Genomic DNA, 26,970 nt, shown 5'->3' with positions numbered 1-26,970 from the left:
TAAAACATTATAACATTACGTGTTAGCGTTTACAATATATTTGCTCATAAAACTGAAAAATATTACATTTTCTATCAATTTAAGAGAACTTTTCATGAATGCTTTCATTTCTAATCTCAATGTAGTTTTTATCTCATCTTGTAGACAGACAGCTTTGTTGAAATTGTCAGAAAATTATAAAAAAGTTTGTGAAAACGTTATCTATCTGTTATAATAGGTATGTATTTTTTATTTGTAGAAAGGATGTGATATGGTGGACTTCAGCTCTCGTTCCATTCACTTAATGGGAACGACGATTACGATTTCAATTCTGCATCCGCAAGTAGGTTTGCTACTTGACGAAGTTATTCAGCTGCTTTTTCTGTATGAGAAACGCTTTAGTGCAAATGATGATGCTTCGGAGTTGATGAAAATCAACCATCAAGCTGGAAAACGATGGGTTCAGGTGCATCCTGATTTGTTTGAGCTAATTGAGCTAGGAAAACAGCATAGTTTAGCTCAAAATAGTCACTTAAATATTACTATCGGACCACTTGTACAAACATGGCGAATTGGTTTTTCAGACGCTAAAGTGCCTCAGCCGGAAGAAATCAAATATTGCCTTTCTTTAATAGAACCTACTTTTATTAAACTCGATTCTACTTCTTCTAGTGTTTTTTTGGCAAAAGAAGGAATGAAAATTGATCTTGGAGCACTTGCAAAAGGCTATATTGCTGATAAAGTGATGGAGTTCTTAAAAAATAAAGGCGTGACTTCTGCTCTCATCAATCTAGGCGGGAATGTATTAACACTAGGAATCAACCAAGTTTCCAAGCGTCCTTGGCGGATTGGGATTCAGCATCCAAAATTAACACGCGGAAATAACCTCGCCATTCTTCCTATCGTGAATCAATCCGTTGTGACTTCAGGAATTTATGAGCGAACCCTTGAAAAACAAGGACATTCCTATCACCATATTCTTGATAGCAAGACAGGCTATCCTGTGGAGACAAATGTCGCTAGTTTAACGATTGTGTCTAATCGCTCTGTAGATGGTGAAATTTGGACAACACGATTATTTGGTGAAAGCCCATCGTCTATTCTAGAACAAGTTGAAAAAGAAGAACAGATTGAAGCGTTAGGGATTACAAAAGATGGTCAATTATTCTATTCTTCTGGTTTAAAGCCAGAACTGCTATTTTAATATCGGAAAGGAAATAATTATGTTAAAACTCATCGGTTTAGTTGGTACAAATTCAAAACGTTCCACCAATCGCCAACTATTACAATATATGCAAAAACATTTTGCGGATAAAGCAGAAATTGAACTGGTGGAAATCAAAGACATTCCCATTTTCAATAAACCCGCAGACAAAAAACTTCCAGCTATTGTAACGGAAATTGCTGAAAAAATAGAAGCCGCTGACGGGGTCATTATAGGAACGCCCGAGTACGACCACTCTATCCCAGCTTCACTCATGAGTGCTCTGGCTTGGTTATCTTACGGTATTTATCCAATGCTCAATAAACCCGTGATGATTACAGGCGCTTCCTTTGGGACCTTGGGTTCGTCTCGTGCACAGTTACAGCTTCGCCAGATTTTGGATGCCCCTGAGTTAAAAGCTTCCGTCATGCCCGGATCTGAGTTTTTGCTGTCACACTCTCTGCAAGCATTTGATAAAGATGGCAATCTCATCGACCTTGAAACCATTCAAAAATTAGATGCACTCTTTGATGATTTCCGTCTTTTTGTGAAAATTACCGAGAAACTATCCAGCGCGCAGGAATTATTGCACAAAGAAGCTGAAAACTTCGACTGGGAAAACTTGTAAGTAAAGGAGAAATGATGCAATGAAATTTGTAGGAATTGTAGGCTCAAATGCAGAGCAATCGTATAATCGTGAATTACTGGAATTTATCAGAAGGCATTTTAAACTAAAATTTGAATTGGAAGTCTTGGAAATCGATGAAGTTCCGATGTTTAATCAAGACGAAAAATGGGACGAATCTTTCCAGCTTCGCCTCCTATACAACAAAATTACCCGTGCAGACGGAGTCATTATCGCAACACCTGAGCACAACCATACCATTACCGCCGCTCTGAAAAGCGTGCTTGAGTGGCTGTCATTTGAAGTTCATCCATTTGAAAACAAGCCTGTCATGATTGTGGGCGCTTCTTACTACGATCAAGGAACTTCACGCGCACAGGTCCATTTACGCAAAATTCTTGACGCACCAGGTGTCAATGCTTATACTCTTCCCGGAAATGAATTTCTGCTTGGAAAAGCCAAAGAAGCCTTTGACGATGAGGGAAATATTACCAACGAAGGAACCGTCAAATTCCTTGAAACCTGCTTGGATAATTTTATGAAATATGTAGAGGTCGTTTCAAAATTGAAAAAACCAAAACCAATTGAACCAGAAAATTTAGATGTTACCAAACCTATCGCAACAACGATTCAAGGCATTGACCCAGATGATCCTGAATGGGTTGAAAAAGCCGCTGCCATGGTGGGCGCTGTCTCAGGAGATACCTATGTAAAACTAGACCACGGTATTTTAACGGTGGATCAGATCAATATGTTCTTGAAATCCATGCCTTTTGAACTGACTTACGCCGATGACAACAACCAATTTCTCTACTACAACAATGCACATCAAGACCCTGATACCATGCTGGCAAAACGTGTACCATCTCAGTCAGGAAACCGCCTATCAACGGTTCACAATTCACTTCCGGCTGGCAGAATGAAAAATGTAGAGTGGGTGGTCGGAACCTTGCGTAACGGCAATCAAGAATATGTCCGCACCCTGATTCCAAATCCGCATTCACCAGTTTTAAATACACACAATTATCAGGCCATGTACTATCCAGACGGCTCTTACGCTGGTATCAATGAAATTGTCTTTAATTTCAGACCATGGCTGGAATGGTACTTGGAAACAACTGGTCAGCAGCTAGTTGGCGGAAGCGGTCCATTCGCTCCTGCAGGAGGACAGGCTAAAGCTGATGCAACTTCCGGTGCTTCGGATACAGGTAGTCACAGCGAGAGCACGAGTGAGGCAGATGCTACTTCTGCTGCTTCCAGTCATTGATCTAAAGAAATCAAAGAAAAGGTTGAGCAATTTTGTCTCATCCTTTTTTCTGTGTAAAAGATCATTCCATAAAATTCACTTGCACAGATTTCGTGAACTTGTTATAATAATGAATATACGCAAACGTTTTCTGCCACAAGGAGATAATGATGATTGAAGCAAATCAATTATATAAGACATATAGTATTGTCGAGAAAGAATTAGGTCTTAAGGGTTCTATCAAAGCCTTTTTTCACCCCAAGAAAAAACAAATTCACGCTGTACAGAATATTTCATTAACGGTTCAAAAAGGTGAAATTATTGGTTATATTGGTTCGAATGGAAGCGGAAAATCCACGACTATAAAAATGCTGACAGGTGTTCTTTATCCAGATCGAGGTAGTGTTAAAATTAATGGACTTACCCCACAGAAACATCGTACAGCAGTCAATAAGCAAATTGGCGTTTTGTTCGGACAAAAATCACATTTACGTTGGGATATTCCTGTGCTGGAATCTTTTATTTTGCATGCGAAAATCTATGACGTTCCTGATAAAGTTTTTGAGGAACGCTTGGAGCAATTAATTGACCTGTTGCAGCTAGGAGATTTTATTCACCAGCCTGTTCGTAATCTTTCGCTCGGGCAACGAGTTCGCTGCGAATTTGCTGCTATTTTCATTCATCAGCCTGCCGTTGTTTTCTTAGATGAGCCTACAATTGGTCTTGATGCCAGCGTAAAAGAAACAATCCGCTCCTTCATTCGCTTTATGAATAAAGAACACCAGACAACTTTCCTCATTACGTCTCATGATATGCAAGATATTGAATCACTCTGTGGACGAATTTTTATCATTGATAAGGGCAAAAAGGTTTATGATGGAAGTCTGACGAAATTAAGAGAAAAGTTTTCAACAGTTAAAACCATTTCTTTCAAAACGCAAACGCCAATAGAAGAGCTATTCCAAATCAATGGTTTTCGTTTTGAGAAAATTGACTCTTATCATTTCAATATTCATTATCAGACAGATATTTATACTAATGCCCAAGTTATTAATCAGATTTTTGATCATTATTCAATCGAAGACCTAGCTATCAAAGAATTGACAATTGAAAATATCGTCAAACAAATTTATGAGGAGGGGCTTGATGAGTAAATATATCCATATCACACGATTAGCTCTTATTACGCAACTTCAATATAAATCTTTTTTTGTTGCAACCCTGATTCGTACTTTCATACAAGTTCTTGTCTCTATTTTTGTTTGGAAAACCATTTTTTTCACTCAATCTCACGTTAATGGTTATACTTTAGAAACGTTCACTACCTATATTATCTTCGCAAATCTACTAGGAAATCTAAATAGTTTTAGTATTGGACGGGATCTATCTCTGATGATTGTAGATGGGAATATTACTGGCGAGCTACTTTATCCTTACTCTTTAATTACTTCGCTCTTTTTCCAAGACTTTGCTGTCAAAATTGTTGAAATTGTTAAATTCATTCCAATTTTACTGATGATTCCTTTCATTCAAGGGCAGCTCTATCTTCCAAATTGGCAAACAGGCTTGCTTTTCCTATTTTCCAGTTTATTAGGAATATTTATTGTCCTCTTGCTAGATTTAGGGTTTAGCTTAACAGCCTTTTTCACGACGAATACATGGGGAATTTTGATTCTCAGAAATGGGCTTTTTTCACTTGCGTCTGGATCGCTTTTGCCACTGAGTTTTTATCCAGAATATATCGCAAATATTTTGAAACTGTTACCTTACAGCTTTGCTGTTAATTTTCCAGTCAATATCCTTTTGAAAAGACCTGTTAATACTGAACTCTTCTGGATTCAGTTGGCTTGGATTCCGATACTTTCAGCTTTTATTGCTCTACTTTGGTACCAAGCTAAACGTCGTTTAGTCATTTTAGGAGGTTGAAGATGAAATACATCAGCATTTATTTTTATAATCTCAAAGCTTACTTGATTGCTAGTATGTCTTATAGGATGGACTTCTTTATTGGACTTATTTCTTCTTTGATTGAACAGATCGTTTATTTAATCTTTTTAAATGTATTATTTGCAAATATCAAGGAAATTGCCGGATTCAACTATGGACAAATGCTATTTATTTATGGAATGGCAACTATCGGACGTTCAGTTCACCTGATTTTCTTTGACAATCTTTGGATGTTTGGAAGCCGCTATATTCGCAAAGGTGAGTTTGAACGCCTGCTTATCATGCCCATCAATCCTCTTTTTCAGCTAATTTGTGAACGCGTGCAGCTACAAGGCTTTGGCACAACACTGATGGGAGCTATTGCAACTTATCAATCCTATCATTTACTCGGACTGCATTGGAACATTTTTCATCTACTTCTCTTTGTCTTTATCTGTATTTGTATTGGTTTACTCTATGCCGCTATTCAATTAGGACCTACTGCTCTTGCTTTTTGGATTGTCGAATCTTTCCCTATCACAATGGGGATTTTCTCCCTCAATCAAATGGCACAATACCCTATCAAAATTTACCCAACCTTTATCCAATTGATACTAATTTTTGTATTTCCTTATGCTTTTACTTCTTTTTTTCCAGCTCTTTATTTTTTAAATCTAAGCTGGATTGGTTTGCTACTTCCTTTAGTCCTACTTGTTATTTTTACTATCAACTACGCTCTATTCAAATACGGCATGAAAAAATTCTCCAGTGTTGGGAATTAAATATTAAAAACCAACTGAAATCTTTCATCAGTTGGTTTTATTTGCCTTTGGAAAATAGAGACGAATCTCCGTATAAGTATTTTCTTCAGATTTAATTTCCATGTGATAGGATTTACCAAATTGTAATTGCAAACGCTGATTAACATTCTTCAAACCGACACCACCCAAGCGAACGAGTGTAGCATTTGTAGTTTCGCTGGCGACAAAGCCACGACCATTGTCATAAATTGAAACGATGAGCTGCGTGTCATTTTCAGAAACGCTAACTCGAATCATCCCTTGACGATTCATTTCTTTGATACCATGGTAAATGGCGTTCTCAACCAAAGGCTGCAAAATCAACTTCGGAATTTTGTAGTCATCATATTGCTTCAACTCTTTAATCTCATATTGTGATTTCTCACCATAGCGCTGTTTTTGAATAAAGAGATACTGACGCACGTGGTCAATTTCATCTTTAAGAGAAATTTGTTCATGTCCTTGGTTCAAAGCTAAACGGAAATACTTAGCTAGTGATTTTGTGACTTCTACCACACGCTTGCTGTCATTAAATTCTGCCATCCATACAATTGTATCTAACGTATTGTAAAGAAAATGCGGGTTGATTTGGCTGGAAAGCGCCTGCAATTCATATCTTCTGACATTTTGTTCCTCTTCTTTGACTGCAATCATCAATTGATCAATCCGGTCTAACATAATATTAAATTGTCTTGCCAAATCAACTAATTCAGGAGAGCCGGTTTCATTAGCCCTCAAATCTGAATGCCCGCTTCCAACCTTTAAAATGGTTGCTTGTAAATCTCGCAAAGGCTTAATCCAAAGCCGAAGCACAAACCAAATCCCTATTAGACAAACACCCAAAGCAAACAACCCTGTTCCAATAAAAGACCACAAAATCTGTGTTTGAACTGCATGCAATTGTTCCATTGAAGAAACCCCAATCAATGTCCAACCACTATTTGGAATTTGATATTGAGATACATAAGCTTGTTTTGATTTGACATATCCATTTTTTACAGAAAGATAAGGCGCCATCGCTTTCATTTCAACGTGAGAAGAATAAACTGCTTTTTTAGGATGATAGACAAAGTCATGATTGGCATCGACGATAAAGGTAAATCCTTCTTTTCCTAACTGTAGTTGATCTAAATAAGCTTCTAACGTCTTGTATCCAATATCTAAGCGAACAACCCCCAAATTTTTACCGTCTTTATCTACAACTTCCTGCATGATTGAAATCACCCATTTTTCACCAATTGTATGGCTGACGGTTCTTCGTGCTGGTGTCAAAATCGGCATAGCACCTTTATGGATAGCATCCTGATACCATTTTTCTTTCATCATATCAGCGGATGTCTTCATGGTTAATTCAGGATCTGTTGATATGAGATTTCCGTCTTTTGTTACCAAAATAGCAGATACCAAATCCAAATCTGTTTTTAAAATCGTTGCGAATAATTGCCGAAGTTGTTCAGCGTTTTCTTGGCTTGGTGTTTGTGCGTATGTCTTTATTTTCTCATTTTCAGCCAAACTACTCGTTGTCTGTTTAACTTTTTGTAAATAAGAAGTGATAAACTGACCACTTTGCTGAATGGTCTTGCGTGTATTTTGCTCAGTTGTCTGGCGAATAGCAACCGAACTAGTCTGATAATAAATCCCACCGACAATTCCCAAAAGAGCTAATATCATGATAAAAACATAAATCACTAACTGAATCAGAAGCGAATAACGTTTCATTTCCCTTCTCCTCGTTTAAATTGCCGCGGTGTCACTCCAACGACTTGTTTGAAGCGTTGAGAAAAATAGTTCATATCTTCAAAGCCGACCTGCTCTGCAATTTCATAAACCTTCAAGTCAGTTGTCAAAAGCAGTAATTTTGCTTTCTTCATCCGTTCTTGAATTAAGTAATCCTGAAATGGCAAGCCCAGCTCTTTTTTGATGAGAACACTCAAATAAGACGGACTAAACCCTAACTGAAAAGCAAGTGATTTAAGAGACAATTCTGTATCGGTCAAACGATCATGAATTGCTTGTTCTAAATCAGAAAATTCTGCTTGCTCAACCAGTTCATGAACTTGCTGCTGCTTTCGCTCCTTGTCCAATTTCTCTTTGACTTTTAACAACATCGTTTCCACATCTTCCCGCGAAAACGGCTTTAGTAAATAATCATCAGCACCTAATTTTACTGCTGACAAAGCGTAGTCAAAGTCATCATAACCCGTTAAAAAGATAATATGAACAGAAGGATATTGTTCTTTGACCAATTGAGCTAGTTTAATCCCGCTTATATGTGGCATATTGATATCTGTCAAGACAATATCGGGCTGTGCAAGCTGTATCTTTTCCCAAGCATCCAAGCCATTTTCGGCCTCATCCATGACTTCCATATCAAATGTTTCAAAATCTACTAAAGACGAAATACCTTGCCGAACAAGGTATTCATCTTCTACAATCATAATTGAATACACTAGCGCACCCCTATTATTTATTAAACTCATTATAGCAAATTTCTGTGAAAATTGCTGTTACACATAGTCTAATAAATATCCATAACCTTTACTTTCCATTTGGTCTTTCGGAATGAAACGAATGGCTAAACTGTTAATACAGTAGCGAAGTCCGCCCTTATCTTTTGGTCCGTCCGTAAAGACATGACCCAGATGAGAATTTCCAACGCGACTTCGCACTTCTGTCCGTGTCATATTAAAGCTCTTATCTTCTTTATAAGTCGCTACATCTGGACTGATTGGACGTGTGAAGCTAGGCCAACCACAACCAGACTCAAATTTATCTTTGGAAGAGAAAAGTGGCTCACCTGTTACAACATCTACATAAATACCTGCATCAAACTTATCCCAATAGCGATTAGAAAAAGCACGCTCTGTATCATTTTTTTGTGTTACAGCATATTCTTCATCGGATAGTTTCTTTTTAATCTCTGCATCACTAGGCTTTTTATATTTGGAAGCATCAATAACTGGATAAGAAGCCTGCTTAACATTGATATGGCAATAGCCATTTGGATTTTTCTTTAAATAATCTTGGTGGTACTCTTCAGCCTTAATAAAATGTTTTAATGGTTGTCTTTCAACCGCCAACGGCTCTTTAAATTTTTCTTTCTGCTCGTCAAAGACTTTGTTAATTGTTTCTACATCAGCCTGATCTTTATAATACACACCTGTACGATATTGCACTCCACAATCATTGCCTTGTTTATTTTTGCTGGTTGGATCGATAATTCTAAAGTAATGCAGCAAGATTTCTCTTAAAGAAATTTTATTGGCATCATAGGTCACATGAACCGTTTCAGCATGTTTAGTTTGTGAGATTAGTTCATAGTTCGTTGTCTCGCTATTTCCGTTCGCATAGCCAGAGACTGCATCAACCACCCCATCTACTCGTGAGAAATATTCTTCTACCCCCCAGAAGCAACCTCCTGCCAAATAGATATGCTTTAAATTTGCATTTTTCAAGTCCGCTTTCTTTTGCTTGACCGGTTCAGCCTGACTAACAGCTGCTTCTTTAATCTGATTAATAGCAGACTGATTTTTAAGGGTTGGTATCATGCGACTTCCCAGCACAAATAAACCTAAAACCAGTAGGACTGCTCCACCCAATAATAACCATTTCATTTTATGATCCATCATCCTCCCCTCCTATTTAATGCTTTTAAGAGTTGATTCAATTTCTGCTTTTTTAATAAGTCCAGGACGAGTTTTTACCAATTTCCCATCACTTCCAATAAATGCAGCTGTCGGATAGGAACGAACACCATATTGCTCCAATAATTTACCACTAGGATCTAGTAAAACAGGTAAATGTTTATATTCTAGTTTCTCATACCATTTTTTAAAGTCTGCTTCAGACTTTTCACCGACATGCCCCGGTGAAACAACCGTCAAAACTACATAATCTTTCCCAGCATTTTTAGCTAACTCATCAGTATCTTTCAATGTAGACAAGCAGATAGAGCACCAAGATGCCCAAAATTTGAGATAAACTTTCTTTCCTTTGAAATCTGACGATTTATAAGTTTTCCCGTCAACCCCTTTTAGTTCAAAATCAGGAGCAGCTTCGCCTTGATTCAACTTTGTAGCTGTCGTTTTATTTGTAAATTGTCCGTATCCAGATTTAGTTCCACTAGCTGATTTTTGATTTCCACAGGCGCCCAACAAAGCAACACAAACAAGACCTGTGATGACTAACATTGTTTTTTTCATGAGATTCCTCCTTTTATCCACCAAATATTGAAGCTAGAACATTAAGATTTCCCAGCATAAGTAAAATTCCCATCAGGATGATAAGTAACCCGCCAATTTTCTTTAGTAGTCTCATATAAGGTTTTATTTTCCCAAAATGGCGTAAAACAATAGAAGAGGCAAGTGCCAAAATGAGAAATGGGATAGCAAGACCAAGGGTATAAACTAACATGAGGAAGCCACCTTGTACTGCTCCATTACCACCAGAAGCTGCAATTGCGAGAACAGAACTCAAAACAGGACCTACACAAGGTGTCCAACCAAAGCTAAAGGTCACACCTAGCAAGAAAGCATTGTAAAAATCATTTCTATTTTTATCTTTTTTTAATTGAACACTTTTCTGTCGTTGTAGTAGCTTAAAATTGATCAGTTCCATTTGATGAACACCGAGAAAAACAACAATTGCTCCTAATACATAGCGGAACCACTCTGTATAGAGAACTTTTCCCAAAAAGCCAGCGCCATATCCAAGAATTAAAAAGACTACTGATAATCCTGCAATGAAAAATAGTGTTTTTACAATTCCATACCAAGCAATCTTCTTTCCAAAAATAATGATTATTCTTGGTTCATCTGTATCCAATAAAATACCAACATATACAGGAAGCAATGGCAATATACAAGGCGAGAAAAATGATAAAATTCCCGCTAGAAATACAGAAATCAAAAACACAATAGATATCATTATCTTTTCCTCCTCATTTTCTTTCTAGGAAAAGTATACACTGGTTCACTATCTAAAAATAGAGGATACGATTTGTAAAAACTTGAATTTGATATGGTCATAAAAAAACTATCACTTTTCGTGATAGATATTTTTAATTATTCCATTTCAAATGTGTCACTCTTTTGTTTATTTGGCAAAAACAAAGACAACATAATCCCGACAATCGTTGGTACCAGCCAAGGAATTGAAGCTTGCGCAAATGGCAAAGCATTGATTAAATTGCTCACACTAGTCAATTTAAATTGCGAGCCAATGATATTCGCAAAGGCAATAATTGTTACAACTGCGACCGTTAGCTGCATTCCAATCTTAGATAAGGCAACAAACTTATTGACAATCACAATCATTACAATCGCAATAGTAATCGGGTACAAAATTTGTAAGACAGGAACTGAATACTGAATGATCGCTCCCAAACCAAGATTTGCAATTGCAAATCCAATTAATGTAAAGACTGTTGCATAAGTTTTGTAGCTGATTTTAGGAAAGGTTTTATTGAAAAATTCTGATGTTGAAACAATCAAACCAACCGTAGTCGTAAAGCAGGTCACTGTTACCATGGCTGCAAGGAAAATCTGTGCTGTCGGACCAAAAATAGCTTGTGTAGCTTGAGATAAGACATAAACTCCTTTATTGGCATCAGAAGCCATTACATCAGCCGGAATTGGGAAATGATTTCCAAGAAATCCCAATCCGATATAAAGCGCACTAAATCCCAATGCAACAACAATTCCAACAATCCAAATCGTTGAGATATATTCTTTTTTATTAGCAAAGCCGAGTTGGTTCAATGTTTGCACAGCGATAACGCTAAAAGCAACAGAGGCAAGTGCATCAAGCGTATTATACCCTTCAAGAAAGCCAGTTCCAAAAGCTGCTTTTGCGTATTCCGTGCTAGCAGCTTGCGGTGTAGCTGCTCCATATTTTATCGCCCCTAAAATGACTAGAATGACAATCAAAATGGCAAACACAGGAGTCAAAATCCGACCAATCCGATCCAAAATTTTGGAAGGATTTAATGAAATCAAGTAAGCAGCCACAAAATACAAGATTGTAAAAATAATAAGTCCTAATCCAGTCATATTACTCGAAAGCAATGGTGCGATCCCAACTTCATAAGAAGTCGTTGCCGTCCGAGGAATGGCAAAAAATGGACCAATCGCTAGATACAGAACCACCAAGTAACTGGTCGCAAACCAAGGAGAAACCTTTTTAGAAATTTCGTAAACATAGCCTTTGGGATTTAAAGTACCGATAATCAATGTTAAAATAGCAATTCCAACTCCTGAAAGTACGAATCCTGCAATCGCTGACCAGAAGTGTTCGCCAGACAAAGCTCCTAAAGTTGGCGGAAAGATTAAATTCCCTGCGCCGAAAAATATTCCAAACAAGAGTAATCCTGTCAGTGCTCCTTTTTTAATCATCTTCTCTCCCTTTTCTAAAATTCAGTATGTTCAACCATTATAACAGATTCTTACAATACTTCAAGTGATATAAAGTATAAAGTTAAAATATTGCACAAATTCTGAATGTTTGAGCAAAACAAAAGCAGCATAATCAAGTCATGCTGCTATATTCTTATTTAATCCCTAGAGCAATACGAGCGTAGCGACTCATTTTATCAACAGTCCAGGCAGGATACCACACCAATCTCACTTCCACTTTGCTCACTTCGGGCACATCTGTCATTGCATCATGAATCTGATCAGTTAATAAGTCAGCCAGTGGACAGCCCATTGTTGTTAAAGTCATATCAATTTGTGTCTCACCATTTTCACCATTGAACCGAATTTCATAAATCAAACCAAGATTTACAATATCAATTCCTAATTCAGGGTCAATAACTTGTTCCAAACTTTCCAAGATACGATTTTTAATATCATCAATTTGTTCATTTGTGTATGCCATGGTGCCTCCTTTTGTCTACTAATCCTCAATAAAGTCACGAAGTGGCTTGCTACGACTTGGATGACGCAATTTGCGTAGGGCTTTGGCCTCAATTTGTCGAATCCGTTCACGAGTTACGTTAAAGACTTTTCCAACATCTTCCAGCGTACGCATTTTCCCATCATCTAGACCGAAACGCAGACGTAGTACATTTTCTTCACGGTCTGTTAATGTGTCAAGAACCTCGTCTAATTGCTCACGCAGAACGATACGTGTTGTATAATCAACTGGATTTTCAATCACTTCATCCTCAATGAAATCGCCAAGATGACTATCATCTTCTTCTCCAATTGGTGTTTCAAGAGAGACCGGCTCTTGAGCAATCTTCAAAATTTCACGAACTTTGTCTGGTGTCATATCCATGCGCTCCGCAATTTGCTCTGGCGTTGGATCTTGCCCCAATTCTTGCAAAAGATTTCGTTGTTCCCGCACTAATTTATTGATTGTCTCAACCATGTGAACCGGAATCCGAATCGTACGAGCTTGGTCAGCAATCGCACGAGTAATTGCTTGACGAATCCACCAAGTGGCATAGGTCGAAAATTTGAAACCTTTGGTATAGTCAAACTTGTCAACGGCTTTCATCAATCCCATATTGCCTTCTTGAATCAAGTCAAGAAACTGCATGCCGCGTCCAACATAGCGCTTAGCAATAGAGACAACCAACCGCAAATTAGCTTCTGCCAAACGTTGTTTCGCTTCTAAGTCGCCTTGCTCCACAAGAACAGCTAATTCTTGCTCTTCTTCATTGGTCAATAACGGAACAACACCAATTTCCTTTAAATACATACGGACAGGGTCGTTCACTTTAGCAGAATTGCTACCAAGCAACTCCTCATCTGTTAATTCAGCTTCTTCTTCCTCTGTATTTAAAACCCGTTCACTTGGGTTGCCCTCTTTATCCGTAATAGCAATCCCTGCGTCCTGAATCCGTTGAAGAAGATCTTCAATGCCATCAGCTTCCAAAGTAAATGGAATGACTAGCCGATCATTGATTTCATCATCGGTTGCTGTACCAGTTTTTTTATGGTTGCGAATAAATTCTGCAACTTGAACATCAAAAGTTGTTACTTCTTTTTGTTTTGTAGCCATTCCTACTCCATTCTCCTTTTTTGAGCAATAAATCGCTCTAGCTCTTCTAATGCCGTATCTGCATCCCCACTATGAGATGCTTCACGGACTTTTTTACCAATCAATTGATTTTCTTTGCGAAGCAATTCCTTATCTCGCGTTTGCTCCACTTCAATCAGTTCCTGCTCAGAAACTTCCTCTGGTAGATTTTCTTCTAAGACCCGATACCAAGCTTGCTGTACCGAATCATTTTGCTCAGACAAATCTTGTGGCGTTACCTCGCCATTTGTTTTTAAAATATCGTACAAAGTCTGCAATTCTACTGTTACGAAATGAAAATCTTTCCTCAAACGATAATCATTTAAAATTACAGGATTATCAATCATCCGCTGCAGAAGATGACTCTCTGCCTTAATTAGCCGTGATACTTGCCGTGTTACCGGAATGTCAAGTCTTGACACCTGTTGATGCGATTGCTGTTGTTGCTCTCTTCTATTTACTAAACGATGATTATTAACAGCTTGCTCCACCTGCTGGTAGTCAAAATCAGGTAACAATTCAGCTAACATATAAATATAGGAATTTTGTGCAGTGATTGATTGAACCTGTGCAATCAGCGGAGACATTTGTTCAACAAATTCAATTTGAGCTTGCAAGTTTTCGATATTATCTGGCTTCAGATAGTTCAAAAGAAACTCTATATCACTAATTCGTGTTTTAGTCAGTAAATTTTGTAAATCATCAGCAGAATTTTTTTTGATAAATTCATCCGGATCCATATTATCAGGAATCCTGACAATTTCAACTGATAAATTATGCAATTCATTCAGAGCTTTTGCTGTCGCTGCTTGTCCTGCTTTGTCACCATCGTACGTTAAAATAATTTTCTTTGCGAACTTACGAAGATGCTCCACATGCTCATGCGTCAATGCTGTCCCCATAGATGCTACAGCATTTTCAATTCCAGCACGATAAGCGGCTATAACATCCATAAAGCCTTCCATTAAGTAAATTTCGTGACTTTTCTTGATAGTCGCTTTGGCCTTGTCCAGATGATACAACTCATAGCTTTTATTGAAAATCGGTGTACTGCGACTATTTTTATACTTCGCGACTTTCTGATCTATATCGCTTGCTTGCCAAATACGACCTGAAAAAGCAATGACTTGTCCTCTATCATTTGTCAATGGAAACATAATCCGATTTTGAAAGGCGTCATAAACCAGATTATTATCAGCTAAGTTGAACAAACCAGAATTCATAATGACTTGCTCGTCAAATTTCCCACTAACACTTTTATAAAGATAGTTATTTTCATTGGGCGCTAAACCAATTTGAAAATGCTTGATAACTTCATCTGTTAAGCCACGTTCATAAAGATAAGAACGTGCTTCTTCTCCTATCTTTGTTGTCATCAATACTGCATGGTAAAACCTTGCAGCTTCTGCATGAATATCATAAAGTGCTTGATGAGGATGTGTATGTGTTAACAGCTCTTTTCTACTATGCTCTATTTCTAATGGAAACCCTGCACGATCGGCAACAATTTGTACAGCGTCCATAAAAGAAACACCACGATAATCTTCAATAAATTTAAAGACATCACCTGACTTTCCACAGCCAAAACAGTGATAAAATTGTTTTTCTTCTACTACATTGAATGATGGAGTTTTTTCCCCATGAAAAGGACAAAGCCCCAGATAATTCCTTCCGGCCTTTGTTAGAGCAACGACTTCTCCTATGATTTCGACGATATTGACGCTATTTTTAATATCAGAAATGATTTCTTTATCAATCAATAGACAACACCCCCAATTTATCATAGAATAACAACTTACATTTTATAATAAATTTATCAAAAAGTAAAATATTCACTATATTTTTTAGACATTTTATTGACTTTCCCCTTTTTTTGGATATAATATAGTTTAGTATTTTGAAAGGAAAAAGAAAATGTTAAAGGACCTTAAAGAGTTTTTGCTTCGCGGCAATGTAATTGATTTGGCAGTCGGTGTTATCATTGCCAATGCTTTTGGAGCTATTGTGACTTCGCTTATTGGAGATGTTATTACTCCACTCTTTCTCAATCCAGCTTTAAAAGCTGCTGGTGTAGAACAAATTGCTGGTTTAAAATGGAATGGGATTGCATATGGTAGTTTCTTAAGCGCTGTTATCAATTTCCTCGTCATCGGAACAGTTCTCTTCTTCATCGTCAAGTCTGTTGAAAAAGCGCAAAGTCTTACTAGAAAAGAAGACACTGCTGAAGAAGCTGCAGGACCAACTGAATTAGAAGTTCTTCAAGAAATCAAAGCATTGCTCGAAAGCAAATAATTATGAAAAAAATTCACTGATGAAAATCAGTGTTTTTGTTTACTCTCACGGTTTCTTGATATTCTGTTTGCCTTAACCTACCCCTCTAGCTGCTACTTCTATTAATCTTGCGGTGGAGTTTTGAGATGACAGATAACGTCCATACGGTAAAATTGCTAAAGCTATTGATTTTTATTGAGTACGAATTCGATTTTATCTAAATGGAAACAAAAAACAGACCGAAGTCTGTCATTTTGCTCAATTAGAATTTTTTACGTTTACGAGCTGCTTCTGATTTACGTTTCCGTTTTACAGAAGGTTTTTCATAGAATTCACGTTTGCGTGTTTCTTGAAGAGTACCAGCTTTAGTAACCGCACGTTTGAAACGACGAAGAGCATCGTCAAGGGATTCATTTTTACGTACTACTGTTTTTGACATTTTTTTCACTCCCTTCAAGCTTAAAATCTTTTAAATTTTATCATATTAAAATACACTTGTCAAGTCCCAGAAATTAAGGGAATGTGTAAACTTTTCTAGAACAAGCATTATTATTAACTTAAAAGGAAGTTGATTTTTAGCAAATTTTTCAAAAAATCTGCCAACCACTTCATTCTGTAATCTAGGCTACAAATTTATCGAATTTGTTCAAAATGCAAATGAACTGCGATATGATCGCCATAACCGTTCCGGTCTAAATCACGTTGCAAGCGGTAGGAAATATAATGTTCGGCAATAGTGATATAACCAGCACCTAGCAGGCGATTTTCTACCATAGATTGGATCATACTGATAGTAGCTCGTTCAACACCAGCTTCCTCCAAATCCAACACTACTTTTTTAGTTACAAGCGCTAGATTTTGACGCAGATCGTCTGTCAAGACATAAACCGTTTGTGCTGCTTTCAAAATAGCTTGATAAATTTTATCTGGATTAAAATCAGTAACTTCTCCATTACGTTTGATGACTTGCATAGAAAACTCCTTTAGTTTTATTCGTTTCATTAAGAGAATACAGTTTATTATACTATTTTTGTGCTGATTCTCAAAATGATAGATACTTTAAATATCTATCAGGCAGAAGTTACATTTTATTTAAATTCTATTTTATTATCATTTCTTCACTGTTGATTTTAATTATCTCAATCAAAAAGACAAACACTCAAAAACAGAGTTGTTTGTCTTTGGGAAGAAAGATTAGATTTTTTCTAAAATCTTCAATTATTTAATCTTCGTTATTTCTTTTACGACGGCGAGCACTAGCTAGAGTTCCCAAACCAAGTAGCAAACCTAATGCAGCAACCTGATCTGCTTTAGTACCTGTAGCAGGCAGAACTTTTTGACCAGTATTTTGTTGTCTAACTAACAATGGTTTTGGTTGGTAAGTTCTAGATAAGTGTAATTTTTGTACTTCTCCATCTGTTTCTTTTTGAGCTTTCGGAGGAAGTTGACTTTTCAATTGCTCATAGTTTTCTTGTAACTTGGTATAAATTGAACGAGAAATCTCTAGTTTTGCTTCTTCATCTTTTAACGTTTTAACCTTAGAGGCATAGTCAGCTTGTGCAGCTTGAAGAGCCTTTTGAGCTGCTTCAAGTGCTTGTGGTGCATTTTGTAATTTTTCCAAGTTATCTTGTGCTTCTTTTAGTTTGGCTTGACTAGTTCGCAAAGCATCTTTTGTCTTGGCAACATTTAATTCTGCTGTAATTAAGACTTTCTTGAGTTCTGCTAATTTATTTTTAGCACTATCTAGCACTTTTTGAGCTTTTTCTAAAGCTACTTGTTTTGGTGCTAACTTGGACGCAATAGCTACAGTAGCGCGCTCCAAAGCTGCTTGTTTTACCGCAACATTTTGCTTTGCTTTTTTCAAAGCTGCTTCAGCTGTAATCACTCCAGCATTTGCAGTAGCAAGGGTAGCTGAACGATTCGCAGCCAACTTTTGAAGCTCTGCTAATTTTGCCTTTTGAATATTTAAAGTAGATACATAACCCGTTCTTTGAGCTCGCAACACGCCTAATTGTTTTTTCGCTGCTGTTGCTTGTGCATTTGCAGCTTTTGCAGTACCAGCAAAATTACGGATTGCTTGCTCATACGCGTCTGCGCTAAGAAGAGTGCCATTATTAACACGCGCATTAAAATTATGATCGTTATAGAATCCAACTTCAGACGTTCCATATATATTGCTGTATTGATTTGGAACTTGATCATATGCAGCTGAAATGGTATTAAAGTTTTTATCCATCATTTGAAGATAGTGACCAACTCTATAGAAGAAAGCAAGTTGACCACGATTACGTAAGGTGGTATAAATTTGATTGGAATCAATGTCTCGCTCATTGGTTGTTAAGCCATACTTAGCTGCCTCAGCCATATAGATAGATTTTTCCTTATGCCAGAAGTCAACGGCTCCTTTTGGAGTAAAACTAATCGCCACATTTTCATTTCTCAAATATTTACCCATATGCCAATCTGCTCTTTCAAAATAAAGAGTTTGGACTTGGCTGGCTGGATTTTTGTAAGGATCAATCAATAATTCTTTTAATCCAGCTTGTCTACGATAAGCATTGATCGCTCTAACTAACTCAATTGCTTTTAAATTATTTTCTAAAGTTGCTGGGCTTGTTGCGTCAGAACCAACTGTAATACCGTCTTCACGTTTAGCTCTTTCATAAGTTGTTAGAGCTTCAGCAGCTGCATTACGAATCGCTTGGTTGGCTCCATTTGTTTTAGCGTGTTGTAAAAATTCACCGTAGGTTGCTTTGCTTAAATCAACGTTTCTTCTATTAGCAGCTGACTGTTCGGCACGAGCTACTTCACTGGCTTTTTGATCAATAGCTGCTTGATTTTCTGCAACTTTTTGCTCACTTTGCTTGACTTGTTCAGTTGCTGATTTGATTTCTTTAGGAAGATTAGCAACTTCTTCCTTCACTTTAGCAAGATTATTTTGCTTTTCTGCTAAATCTTTTTCTGCTTGTTTTTCTGAATCTTGTGCTTGGTTGAGCTCTTGCTGCTCATTTGCAACCGGAGCTTTTGCTGTATCTAATTCACGTTGTGCTACATCAACAAGTGATTGTTGCCCTGCAACAACATTTTCTTGATTTTTAACAGCTTCTTTTGCCTTTGTTTCAGACTGTTCTGCTTCTTGAACCTTATTTTCCTCTGTTGTAACCGCCTTCTCTGATGTCGCCACTTCTTCTTTTGCGGTTTCAATAACTTCTGGAGTTGCTTCTTTCTTTTCTGCTTCAGCATTTGCAACAGCTTTTTCGCTATCTGCTACCGCGTCCTTTGAAGTATTTACATCCCCTTTAACTTGCTCTACAACTTTTTGCTGAGCATCTGTCTGAACCTTTGCAGCATCGGCTTGCATCTTTGCTGATTGAACATCTGTTTCTGTAACTGGTTTGGTGATTTTTTCAGATGTCTTTGGCTCAGTAGATTGTGTTTTTACTTCTTCGGCATTTACTTGATGTGATAAACTGCCTGAAATAATAGTGGTTGCAGCTAAACCGGTCGCAACTACCGATTTTTTAATTTTTCTCTCCATTAGACGGCCTCCTAATATACTTGCTACTTTTCATTATAAACCATTTCAGCCTAAATTACAATTCCGCTAATGTATTACTCAGATAACTATTAGATTACAATTCTTTTACATCAATTATTGGTAGGGAGAAATCTATGGGGGAATCCTACACAATACAACTTATCATTTCCTGATTGTAAAAGATTTCAAAATACGTTACAATAGAGAAAAAATTCTTCTGTATGGGGACAGTTAAGATGATAAAACCTAAGTATCAATGTATCATAGATCAGATTAGCCAAGATATTAAAAGTGGGAAATTGTCCAAGGGACAAAAGATTCCTTCTGTCCGTCAGCTGGCAGACGACTATCGCTGTAGCAAAGACACAGCCCAGAAGGCACTGATAGAGTTGAAATATCAGAAGTATATCTATGCAGTTCCTAAAAGTGGCTACTATGTGCTGGAAAATAGTCTGGAAGACCAGCAGGACATAGAATTAACCGTCAGAGATGACCACTACCAAATTTATGAAGACTTTCGACTTTGTCTTAATGAAACGCTGATTGGACGAGAGAATTATCTTTTTAACTACTATTCTCAGCAAGAAGGGCTGGAAGACTTACGACAATCTGTCCAGCAGCTGCTTCTGGATTCAGCTATCTACACCTCTGCTGACAGGCTCGTTCTGACATCTGGTACCCAGCAAGCTCTTTATATTCTTTCGCAAATTGCCTTTCCAAATAAAAAATATGAAATTCTAGTTGAGCAGCCGACCTATCATCGGATAAATGATTTGCTAACTGCGCAACAACTTCCTTATCAAACAATTGAGCGAACTCCAGAAGGGATTGATTTAGAAGAATTGGAGCGGATTTTTCAATCTGGTCGTATCAAATTCTTCTATACTATCCCGCGTTTTCATTATCCCTTGGGGCATTCTTACAGTCGAAAGGAGAAGGAAGAAATCATTCGTCTCGCTCGGCTTTATGATGTTTATATCATAGAAGATGATTATTTGGCTGACTTTGACAGCAAACGCGAACTGACCTTTCATTACTTGGACGACAGCCAGCATGTCATCTATATCAAGTCATTTTCTACTAGTCTCTTCCCCGCCCTTCGGATAACAGCTCTGCTATTTCCTCCAGCTATTCAATCTACTTTTATTACCTACAAAAAAGCAGTAGATTACGACAGCAATCTCATCATGCAGAAAGCTCTATCCCTTTATATTGACAATCTCATGTTTGAAAAAAATCGTCTTTCTCTGCTCAATCAACAAGAAAAAGAATTGACGAGAGCTAGAAAACTTTTAAGCCAAAATCAGCTCAAACTTTCCTACTTTCTCAATAGAGATGGTATCTTACTAGATCTACGTGGACTTAAATCTATCAGTTCCCTCAAACATAGCAATCTGCCATTGGATTTTTTTGAAGCAAGCTATATACAGGATTGTCCTTATCAATATGCAAAAATTAAATACGGGGATCTAGAAAAAACCTTAGAACACTTAAATGAATATTTATAAAAAGGAGCCGAAACTCATTTTCTCTTTAACATATCACTCTTCTTTCATCATTCCAGCCTGCAACTGATACATTTTATAATAGGTTCCCTTAAGCGCTAGAAGCTCTTCATGTGTGCCAGATTCGACAATACGCCCCTGCTCCATGACATAAATGCAGTTAGCGTCCTGAATGGTAGACAGCCGGTGAGCAATGGCAATCGTTGTTCGTCCTTGGCGCATTTTTTTCAGCGAAGTCTGGATAAGTTCTTCGGTCTCTGAGTCGATATTAGCGGTTGCCTCGTCCAAAATCAAGATTTTAGGCTTGGTAGCGATTGTTCGAGCAAAAGCTAGCAATTGCCTTTGTCCACTTGAAAAAGTCGCACCTCGCTCAGTTACGGAACTGTCATAACCTGCAGGAAGCTGATTAATAAAATCGTGAGCATCCACAAACTTCGCAGCTTCTACAATATCCTCTCGACTCATATTTTCTTGATACATTTGGATATTAGAAGCAATGGTACCGTGATAGAGGAAAGGATCTTGAAGAACTAAACCAATATTCCGGCGCAGTTCAGCTTGGCTGTAATTCTTAATATTTTTATCATCAATTAAAATTTCTCCTCTTTCAAATTCATAAAATCGCAGAAAAAGATTGATGATTGAAGACTTGCCTGAGCCAGTCGAACCGACAAAGGCGATTGTTTCCCCCTGCTTGACTGAAAATGAAATATTTTTCAGAACATCACGCTTGCCGTCGTATGAAAAGGAAACATGACGAAATTCAATATTCCCAGCTGTAATTTCCAATGGAAGATTAGCTTGATTGGGCTCATAGTCTCTACGGTCTATGATTGCAAAAACACGGTCTGCAGCCACCATAGATGTCTGCAAAACAGAGTAATTTTGCATCAAATCAATCAGAGGATTGAAAAGTTGATTGACATATTGGATAAAAGCATACATGACACCTGCTGTCACTCCTGCAACCTGCCAAGTAAAGCCAAAGTAGGCTAAAATAACCGCATAAGCTAAAATTTTCAGCAAAGACATAGCTGGACGCAGAAAAAGGCTATTGATATTGAGATAGCGAACTGTATACTCCAAATGCTCGCCGTTAATCGTTTCAAATTCATTTATCAGGCGTTTTTCCTGACCAAACGCCTGAATAATTCGCATCCCCTCAATACTTTCAGAAAGTTTGACATTCAAATCGCTCAGTTTGCTTCGGACGAGTTTGAGGAGACGATTAGATAAGCGTTGATAAAGTAAAATGGAGCCCAGCATGACTGGTAAAAAGAGTACAATAAGTCCTGTCAAGCGCCAATTCAAGGTGCACATCGTCACTACTGTTACAACAAGAATAAAAATGGAACTTATAAAGCTTGAGAAGATGCTACTAAACATATCTGCTACCGCTTGTGTATCATTCGTCAAACGGGAGACAATCGCTCCTGCAGCCGTTTGATCAAAATAAGCCATACGTAACCGCTCAATATTTTCAAAACTCTCCTGACGCAGATCGCGAACAATGCTATATGCCACACGGGCAAAAGAATACTGTCCTAAGAAAGTAAATAGCACCCTCAACAGAAAGAGAGCATAATAGAGAATCAGAATATAAAATCCCGCCATAATCTGATGACGACTGATAAAATGGTCAATGAAATACCGAGCCAAAAGTGGCAAAGCTGTCGTTACCAAAGTTGTTGCAAAGATAAAAGTAAGTGCCAAAATGCTCACCCATTTATAACGCCACATATAAGTCAGAAGGCGATGAAAAGTTGCTTGTTTTTTCATAATCACTCCTCCTTCAGACTTTCTGCCAATTGCTGATTATGATAAGTGCGCGCATACCAACCGTTTTGAGCCAGCAATTCTTGGTGTGTGCCTCGCTCTTTAATGCTCCCATTTTCCATAACTAAGATCAAATCTGCATGAACAACTGCTGACAGTCGGTGAGCAGTAATAATAGTTGTTTTACCATCTCTTTCTCCCTTAAGGTTTTCTAAAATCAAATGCTCCGTTTTAGCATCAACAGCAGACAAAGAATCATCCAAGATTAAAATATCTGGTTTCAGAACGAGCGCACGACTCATCGCTAAACGTTGCTTTTGGCCTCCTGAAAGTGACACTCCACGTTCACCAACAATCGTTTGAAAGCCTTCTGGCATGGCAATAATATCCTCATAAAGACCACAAAGTTTACTAGCTTGAATCACTTCGTCATCTGACAAGTCTGGATTTGCAAAACGAATATTGTCCGCAATCGACATTGCAAAAAGAATCTGTTCTTGCGGCACGTAACCAATCAAACTCCGCAAATCATTTAAGCTATAATCTCGAATATCATGATCATTCAGATAAATAGCACCTTCTTGAATATCCCGTTCTCGCATGAGCAGGCGTAATAGTGTTGTTTTGCCAGAACCTGTTTGTCCAACAATTCCTAGCGTCTGCCCTTTTTCTAATGCAAAATGAATATTGGATAAAGTGGCTGCTTTCTCATAAGAAAAATGCTGAATATCATAGACCAAACGACCATTTTGTATAGGGAAAACGGGATTTTTGGTCTCTTTGACATCAGATTTTTCTGCCAATAGTCGCTCAATCCGTTCATAAGAAACCATTCCTCTTTGGCTGATGTTGAAGAGATAGCCCATCGCCTGCAAAGGCCATACCAGCATATCTAGATAAGTAATAAATGTCACTAACTCTCCAACTGTAAATTGTCCTCTAGAGATGAACATTCCCCCAAAAATCAAGGTTAATGCATAAGATAAGCCGATGAAAATCAGAACCATAGGGTCGAAGAGGGAATTATATTTAGCAGCTAAAATATTCTTCTCATAGACATCCTGATTTGTCCTAGCAAAAGAGTGACTTTCTGCTTTTTGATAGCCAAAAGATTTCGTTACTTTAATCCCTGAAATGCTTTCCTGTACCTTGTTATTCAAGTCAGAAAAGGCCTCCTGAGCCGCTTTAAAGCTCTCATGATTTTTTCGTCCAATTAAACTGGTTCCCCAGGAAAGAAATGGCAATGGCAGAATAGCAATCAAAGTCAAGCGCCAGTCTAAAACAAAAAACATGGTCAGCAGAGTTACCAGTGCTGTGATAGAGGCATCTACCGCCGACATGACACCCCCACCTGCCACACTTACAACTGCATTAATGTCATTCGTTGCATGCGCCATCAAATCTCCTGTTCGATATTTTTGGTAAAAAGATGGTGCCATTTGGGTAAAGTGCTCAAAGAGTTGAGAACGTAAAAGTCGTCCCAAATGATTTGCTGTGCCAAAGATATATAGCCGCCAAAGATAACGCAGACCATACATAATAAAGGCCGAAGCAACCAAAAGTGAAAGATTTAAAAGTAATTGCTCTGATGTTAGATTTCGACTAGCAATACAGTCAATGACCACACCAATTACTCTAGGAGGAATTAAATTAAAAACACTAACCAAAGACAAGGCTAGAATTCCGATAATATAACGTTTTTTCTCCAGTTTGAAAAACCAGCCCAATTTTCTGATAAGATTCATATTTTCTCCTCTGCTATTACTAATTACCATTATACATTATTTTGTTGCATTATCTGTAAAAATAAAACGCAGCTAGCGCAACCTAACTGTGTTCCTCATTTCTTTTGGGTCAATTCAAAACTCTTATCTAAAAGGGAAAAAAGTTCTGTATCCGTCAAAGTATCATCCAAGGGCAGGCTCAGCCAATATTTTTTATTCATGTGAAAGGCTGGGTAAATCCCTGCTTTTTTAAGTAAATTAGCTACTTGATTGTTTTTGACATTCAGCACTTCTATTGGACCAGTTTTGCCATTTTCAAACTTCGACCAGTCTATCGTCATAAAAATGCCATACCATTTTTTAGTATCCTGATGTCGAAAAACACCAGCATGAAGATTGCTATTTTTTGAAGAATTCTCCCAGAGATATTCCAGTCGTCCGCCATAGGTCTTCGCTACGTACTCCTGCAAGCGGCTACTCTGTTCATAAAGAAAACCAATTTCTTCAAAACAATTAGCTCGAATCGTCAAAAAAATCTCCTGACAGGCTTCACGGACTTGACCGACAAACTCACCCGTCATAGTCTCTATTTTGACTTGCACGTATTCATCACCAGTCTCTTGATCAAACACTTGATAGTCCAGCTTCTCACCCTGCAATTTTAGCTGTAACAGAAAATCACCATTCATTATTTCCTGAGAATAAACAAACTCTTCTCCTCTTTTTTCAAAACCAAAAGCTTGTAATTTTTCTGGATTTGCTTGGTATTTCTCAAATAAGTCTAGCATGATCTTCACTTTCTAAAATACAATCTTGGTGCCATGAAGTTGATTGACCCCAAGCTTTGCAACAATTTCATCACGATTATCAACCGTAATACCGCCTCCTGGTAAAATATCAATCCGACCAGCTGCATGATTTATCAATTCATATAACCAAGAAAAATGCTCTTGAATCGGCTCTTCTGCCAGTCCACCGTGAGTTAGAATCCGTTTCACGCTATGTTCCATTAGCCAGTCCATTTCACTAAATTGATGTTCTCTTGGAATGGCGTCAAAAGCCATGTGAAAGACGATTTCCAGCCCTTGCGAGGCTTTTAATAATTTTTCCATTTTTGGATAATCAATTTTATTAGCAGTTGTCAAAACACCAAAAACAAGTCCGTGTGTCCCAGCGCTGCGCGCCATTTGAATGTCTTCTAGCATGATTTCCATTTCCAAGTCATTGTATACAAAGTCTCCCCCGCGTGGACGAATCATCGTCATAACGGTCACATTGTAAGGTTTTGCTAGCTCAACAGCCGCTTTTATGACACCGTAACTAGGCGTTGTTCCGCCAACTGCTAGATTATCGCAAAGTTCAATTCGTCGAGCACCAGCCTGCATGGCTTTTCCCAAATTAGTCACATTTTCTGCACAAAATTCATAAATCATTTTTGACCTCTTCTATGTGAAAGTGTTTTCTTGTTTATTATAATATAATCACTATTTATTCTTCAAAATCTTTCGCGACCGCTGGCACCAATCCAACCATTTTTTCCTATAATCCGACTCAGGCAAGATACGATTTTCTAAATCTTTTATCGTTAAAATTCCTTTTTCTTCACAAGTTTGAAGACAATAGTAATAGAAATCCCAATTCAAATCGTCCTCTTCTGCATAAACTGGAATCTCTTCAAAACCAGATTGATAGGCTATAAATGCTCTGCTGTGGCCATCAGTGAAAAAGATTTTACCTTTCAATCGCTTAATTGGTAAAGGATTTAAGGCGTTTATGTCCTTTGTATCGAACCATATCTGTACCTGCTCTAATTTCTTTTCAGAAAGATAAAATTGACTTGGTTGAATAGCTGACAAAGGAAGCATCAAATCCAAAGCATAGCGATGCCCATTTTCAGTCTTTTCCAAAGGATAAAATCCTACTGACTCAAACATCTTCTTAGAAGCTTCATTGTCATCATAGATTTCTTGAACATACAAGCGCTTATAGCCCAACTTGCGTCCGCGTTCAACCAATGCCTGAACAACTGTCCTCCCGATTCCCTGACCACGATAAGCTGAGTCTCCAATCACAATCGGCATGTCCTCTTGCCAAAAACTCACATCACCAATCGGCTGCCAACCTGCATTTGTCAAAACTTCAATAAAATACACTTCTCCATGACGAGTAAGATAGTCATACATTTTCTTGATTCGTTGAAGTGTGTAAGGCTCTCGACCACCATCAATCAAACGGATTACCTCAGGGTCTTGATACCAAGAAAAGGCAAGATGAGCTTGTCCATCATACTTTCGCAAACGTAAGGAAGAATCAATGAAAATATACTCCGGTTGTTTCTTTACATCTATCAT

Annotated in this window: 25 protein-coding genes; 8 read left to right on the top strand and 17 right to left on the bottom strand. The window is 37.7% G+C overall.

Going from position 1 to position 26,970, the window contains the following annotated elements; translation table 11 throughout:
- Positions 1-253 precede the first annotated feature (253 nt).
- The 6 genes from SanJ4206_RS04595 (at position 254) to SanJ4206_RS04570 (ending at position 5,762) form a co-directional block, all read left to right on the top strand.
- Positions 254-1,183 carry an FAD:protein FMN transferase gene (locus tag SanJ4206_RS04595; RefSeq protein ID WP_197017584.1) on the top strand — a complete coding sequence of 310 codons (930 nt, stop codon included), beginning with the start codon at positions 254-256 and terminating at the stop codon, positions 1,181-1,183.
- Positions 1,184-1,202: 19 nt separating this feature from the next.
- Positions 1,203-1,811 (top strand): NADPH-dependent FMN reductase, encoded by a 609-nt coding sequence (locus SanJ4206_RS04590; protein ID WP_022525121.1) that lies wholly within the window; start codon positions 1,203-1,205, stop codon positions 1,809-1,811.
- A gap of 19 nt (positions 1,812-1,830) precedes the next feature.
- Positions 1,831-3,075: an NAD(P)H-dependent oxidoreductase gene (locus SanJ4206_RS04585; protein WP_003029756.1), complete on the top strand. Its 1,245-nt coding sequence runs from the start codon at positions 1,831-1,833 to the stop codon at positions 3,073-3,075.
- A 149-nt stretch (positions 3,076-3,224) separates the two neighbouring features.
- Positions 3,225-4,208, top strand: a complete 984-nt coding sequence (locus SanJ4206_RS04580; RefSeq protein ID WP_022525120.1) for an ABC transporter ATP-binding protein — start codon at positions 3,225-3,227, stop codon at positions 4,206-4,208.
- Positions 4,201-4,980 (top strand): ABC transporter permease, encoded by a 780-nt coding sequence (locus SanJ4206_RS04575; protein WP_003029761.1) that lies wholly within the window; start codon positions 4,201-4,203, stop codon positions 4,978-4,980. The genes SanJ4206_RS04580 and SanJ4206_RS04575 overlap by 8 nt, the downstream gene beginning before the upstream one ends.
- A 2-nt stretch (positions 4,981-4,982) precedes the next feature.
- A complete protein-coding gene (locus tag SanJ4206_RS04570) occupies positions 4,983-5,762 on the top strand; it encodes an ABC transporter permease (RefSeq protein ID WP_003029764.1) in 780 nt (259 codons plus the stop codon).
- A gap of 27 nt (positions 5,763-5,789) precedes the next feature.
- Here the strand turns inward: SanJ4206_RS04570 and SanJ4206_RS04565 are convergent, their stop codons facing one another.
- The 9 genes from SanJ4206_RS04565 to dnaG all read right to left on the bottom strand — a co-directional run bounded on the left by SanJ4206_RS04565 (position 5,790) and on the right by dnaG (position 15,565).
- Entirely contained in the window at positions 5,790-7,499 is a 1,710-nt protein-coding gene (locus SanJ4206_RS04565) for a cache domain-containing sensor histidine kinase (RefSeq protein ID WP_003029766.1), read from the bottom strand.
- Positions 7,496-8,230 (bottom strand): response regulator transcription factor, encoded by a 735-nt coding sequence (locus tag SanJ4206_RS04560; protein WP_022525119.1) that lies wholly within the window; start codon positions 8,228-8,230, stop codon positions 7,496-7,498. Before SanJ4206_RS04560 ends, SanJ4206_RS04565 begins: the two co-directional genes overlap by 4 nt.
- A gap of 57 nt (positions 8,231-8,287) precedes the next feature.
- The gene (msrB, locus tag SanJ4206_RS04555; RefSeq protein ID WP_037582730.1) at positions 8,288-9,406 is read right to left on the bottom strand and encodes a peptide-methionine (R)-S-oxide reductase MsrB; all 1,119 of its coding nucleotides are present in this window, start codon (positions 9,404-9,406) and stop codon (positions 8,288-8,290) included.
- Between the two features lie 12 nt (positions 9,407-9,418).
- Positions 9,419-9,982: a redoxin domain-containing protein gene (locus tag SanJ4206_RS04550; protein WP_022525118.1), complete on the bottom strand. Its 564-nt coding sequence runs from the start codon at positions 9,980-9,982 to the stop codon at positions 9,419-9,421.
- 13 nt (positions 9,983-9,995) lie between these two features.
- A complete protein-coding gene (gene ccdA2 / locus SanJ4206_RS04545) occupies positions 9,996-10,706 on the bottom strand; it encodes a thiol-disulfide oxidoreductase-associated membrane protein CcdA2 (protein WP_003029773.1) in 711 nt (236 codons plus the stop codon).
- 137 nt (positions 10,707-10,843) lie between these two features.
- Complete coding sequence (gene brnQ, locus SanJ4206_RS04540) at positions 10,844-12,172, bottom strand: branched-chain amino acid transport system II carrier protein (protein WP_003029774.1); 1,329 nt, start codon at positions 12,170-12,172, stop codon at positions 10,844-10,846.
- Positions 12,173-12,326: 154 nt separating this feature from the next.
- Complete coding sequence (locus SanJ4206_RS04535) at positions 12,327-12,656, bottom strand: metal-sulfur cluster assembly factor (protein ID WP_003029776.1); 330 nt, start codon at positions 12,654-12,656, stop codon at positions 12,327-12,329.
- Between the two features lie 18 nt (positions 12,657-12,674).
- A complete protein-coding gene (gene rpoD, locus SanJ4206_RS04530; RefSeq protein ID WP_003024631.1) occupies positions 12,675-13,787 on the bottom strand; it encodes an RNA polymerase sigma factor RpoD in 1,113 nt (370 codons plus the stop codon).
- A gap of 2 nt (positions 13,788-13,789) precedes the next feature.
- Entirely contained in the window at positions 13,790-15,565 is a 1,776-nt protein-coding gene (gene dnaG / locus SanJ4206_RS04525; protein WP_022525117.1) for a DNA primase, read from the bottom strand.
- 154 nt (positions 15,566-15,719) lie between these two features.
- Here dnaG and mscL point away from each other — a divergent pair, with 154 nt between their 5' ends.
- Positions 15,720-16,097 carry a large conductance mechanosensitive channel protein MscL gene (gene mscL, locus SanJ4206_RS04520; protein WP_003029780.1) on the top strand — a complete coding sequence of 126 codons (378 nt, stop codon included), beginning with the start codon at positions 15,720-15,722 and terminating at the stop codon, positions 16,095-16,097.
- Positions 16,098-16,338: 241 nt separating this feature from the next.
- On the opposite strand, the gene rpsU is transcribed toward mscL, so the two are convergent.
- From rpsU to SanJ4206_RS04505, 3 genes are all read right to left on the bottom strand, one after another.
- A complete protein-coding gene (rpsU, locus tag SanJ4206_RS04515; RefSeq protein WP_000048054.1) occupies positions 16,339-16,515 on the bottom strand; it encodes a 30S ribosomal protein S21 in 177 nt (58 codons plus the stop codon).
- Positions 16,516-16,709: 194 nt separating this feature from the next.
- On the bottom strand, positions 16,710-17,048 hold the full coding sequence (locus SanJ4206_RS04510; protein WP_003024641.1) for an ATP cone domain-containing protein: 339 nt from the start codon (positions 17,046-17,048) through the stop codon (positions 16,710-16,712).
- A gap of 250 nt (positions 17,049-17,298) precedes the next feature.
- Positions 17,299-19,614, bottom strand: coding sequence for a CAP domain-containing protein (locus tag SanJ4206_RS04505; protein WP_003029788.1), 2,316 nt, complete (start codon positions 19,612-19,614; stop codon positions 17,299-17,301).
- Positions 19,615-19,835: 221 nt separating this feature from the next.
- On the opposite strand from SanJ4206_RS04505, the gene SanJ4206_RS04500 reads away from it, so the two are divergent.
- The gene (locus SanJ4206_RS04500; RefSeq protein ID WP_003029791.1) at positions 19,836-21,122 is read left to right on the top strand and encodes an aminotransferase-like domain-containing protein; all 1,287 of its coding nucleotides are present in this window, start codon (positions 19,836-19,838) and stop codon (positions 21,120-21,122) included.
- A gap of 33 nt (positions 21,123-21,155) precedes the next feature.
- Here the strand turns inward: SanJ4206_RS04500 and SanJ4206_RS04495 are convergent, their stop codons facing one another.
- The 5 genes from SanJ4206_RS04495 to SanJ4206_RS04475 all read right to left on the bottom strand — a co-directional run bounded on the left by SanJ4206_RS04495 (position 21,156) and on the right by SanJ4206_RS04475 (position 26,970).
- Positions 21,156-22,898 carry an ABC transporter ATP-binding protein gene (locus tag SanJ4206_RS04495; RefSeq protein WP_003029793.1) on the bottom strand — a complete coding sequence of 581 codons (1,743 nt, stop codon included), beginning with the start codon at positions 22,896-22,898 and terminating at the stop codon, positions 21,156-21,158.
- Positions 22,899-22,900: 2 nt separating this feature from the next.
- Complete coding sequence (locus SanJ4206_RS04490) at positions 22,901-24,640, bottom strand: ABC transporter ATP-binding protein (RefSeq protein ID WP_022525116.1); 1,740 nt, start codon at positions 24,638-24,640, stop codon at positions 22,901-22,903.
- A gap of 95 nt (positions 24,641-24,735) precedes the next feature.
- Positions 24,736-25,407: an MmcQ/YjbR family DNA-binding protein gene (locus tag SanJ4206_RS04485; protein WP_003029799.1), complete on the bottom strand. Its 672-nt coding sequence runs from the start codon at positions 25,405-25,407 to the stop codon at positions 24,736-24,738.
- 12 nt (positions 25,408-25,419) lie between these two features.
- A complete protein-coding gene (locus tag SanJ4206_RS04480; RefSeq protein ID WP_003029801.1) occupies positions 25,420-26,052 on the bottom strand; it encodes a copper homeostasis protein CutC in 633 nt (210 codons plus the stop codon).
- A gap of 51 nt (positions 26,053-26,103) precedes the next feature.
- Complete coding sequence (locus tag SanJ4206_RS04475) at positions 26,104-26,970, bottom strand: GNAT family N-acetyltransferase (RefSeq protein WP_003029802.1); 867 nt, start codon at positions 26,968-26,970, stop codon at positions 26,104-26,106.

Source organism: Streptococcus anginosus (assembly GCF_001697145.1).
Classification (GTDB): Bacteria; Bacillota; Bacilli; order Lactobacillales; family Streptococcaceae; genus Streptococcus; species Streptococcus hominis.
The sequence above is the reverse complement of the archived record's forward strand: the minus strand, read 5'-3'. Positions and strand labels throughout refer to the sequence as shown.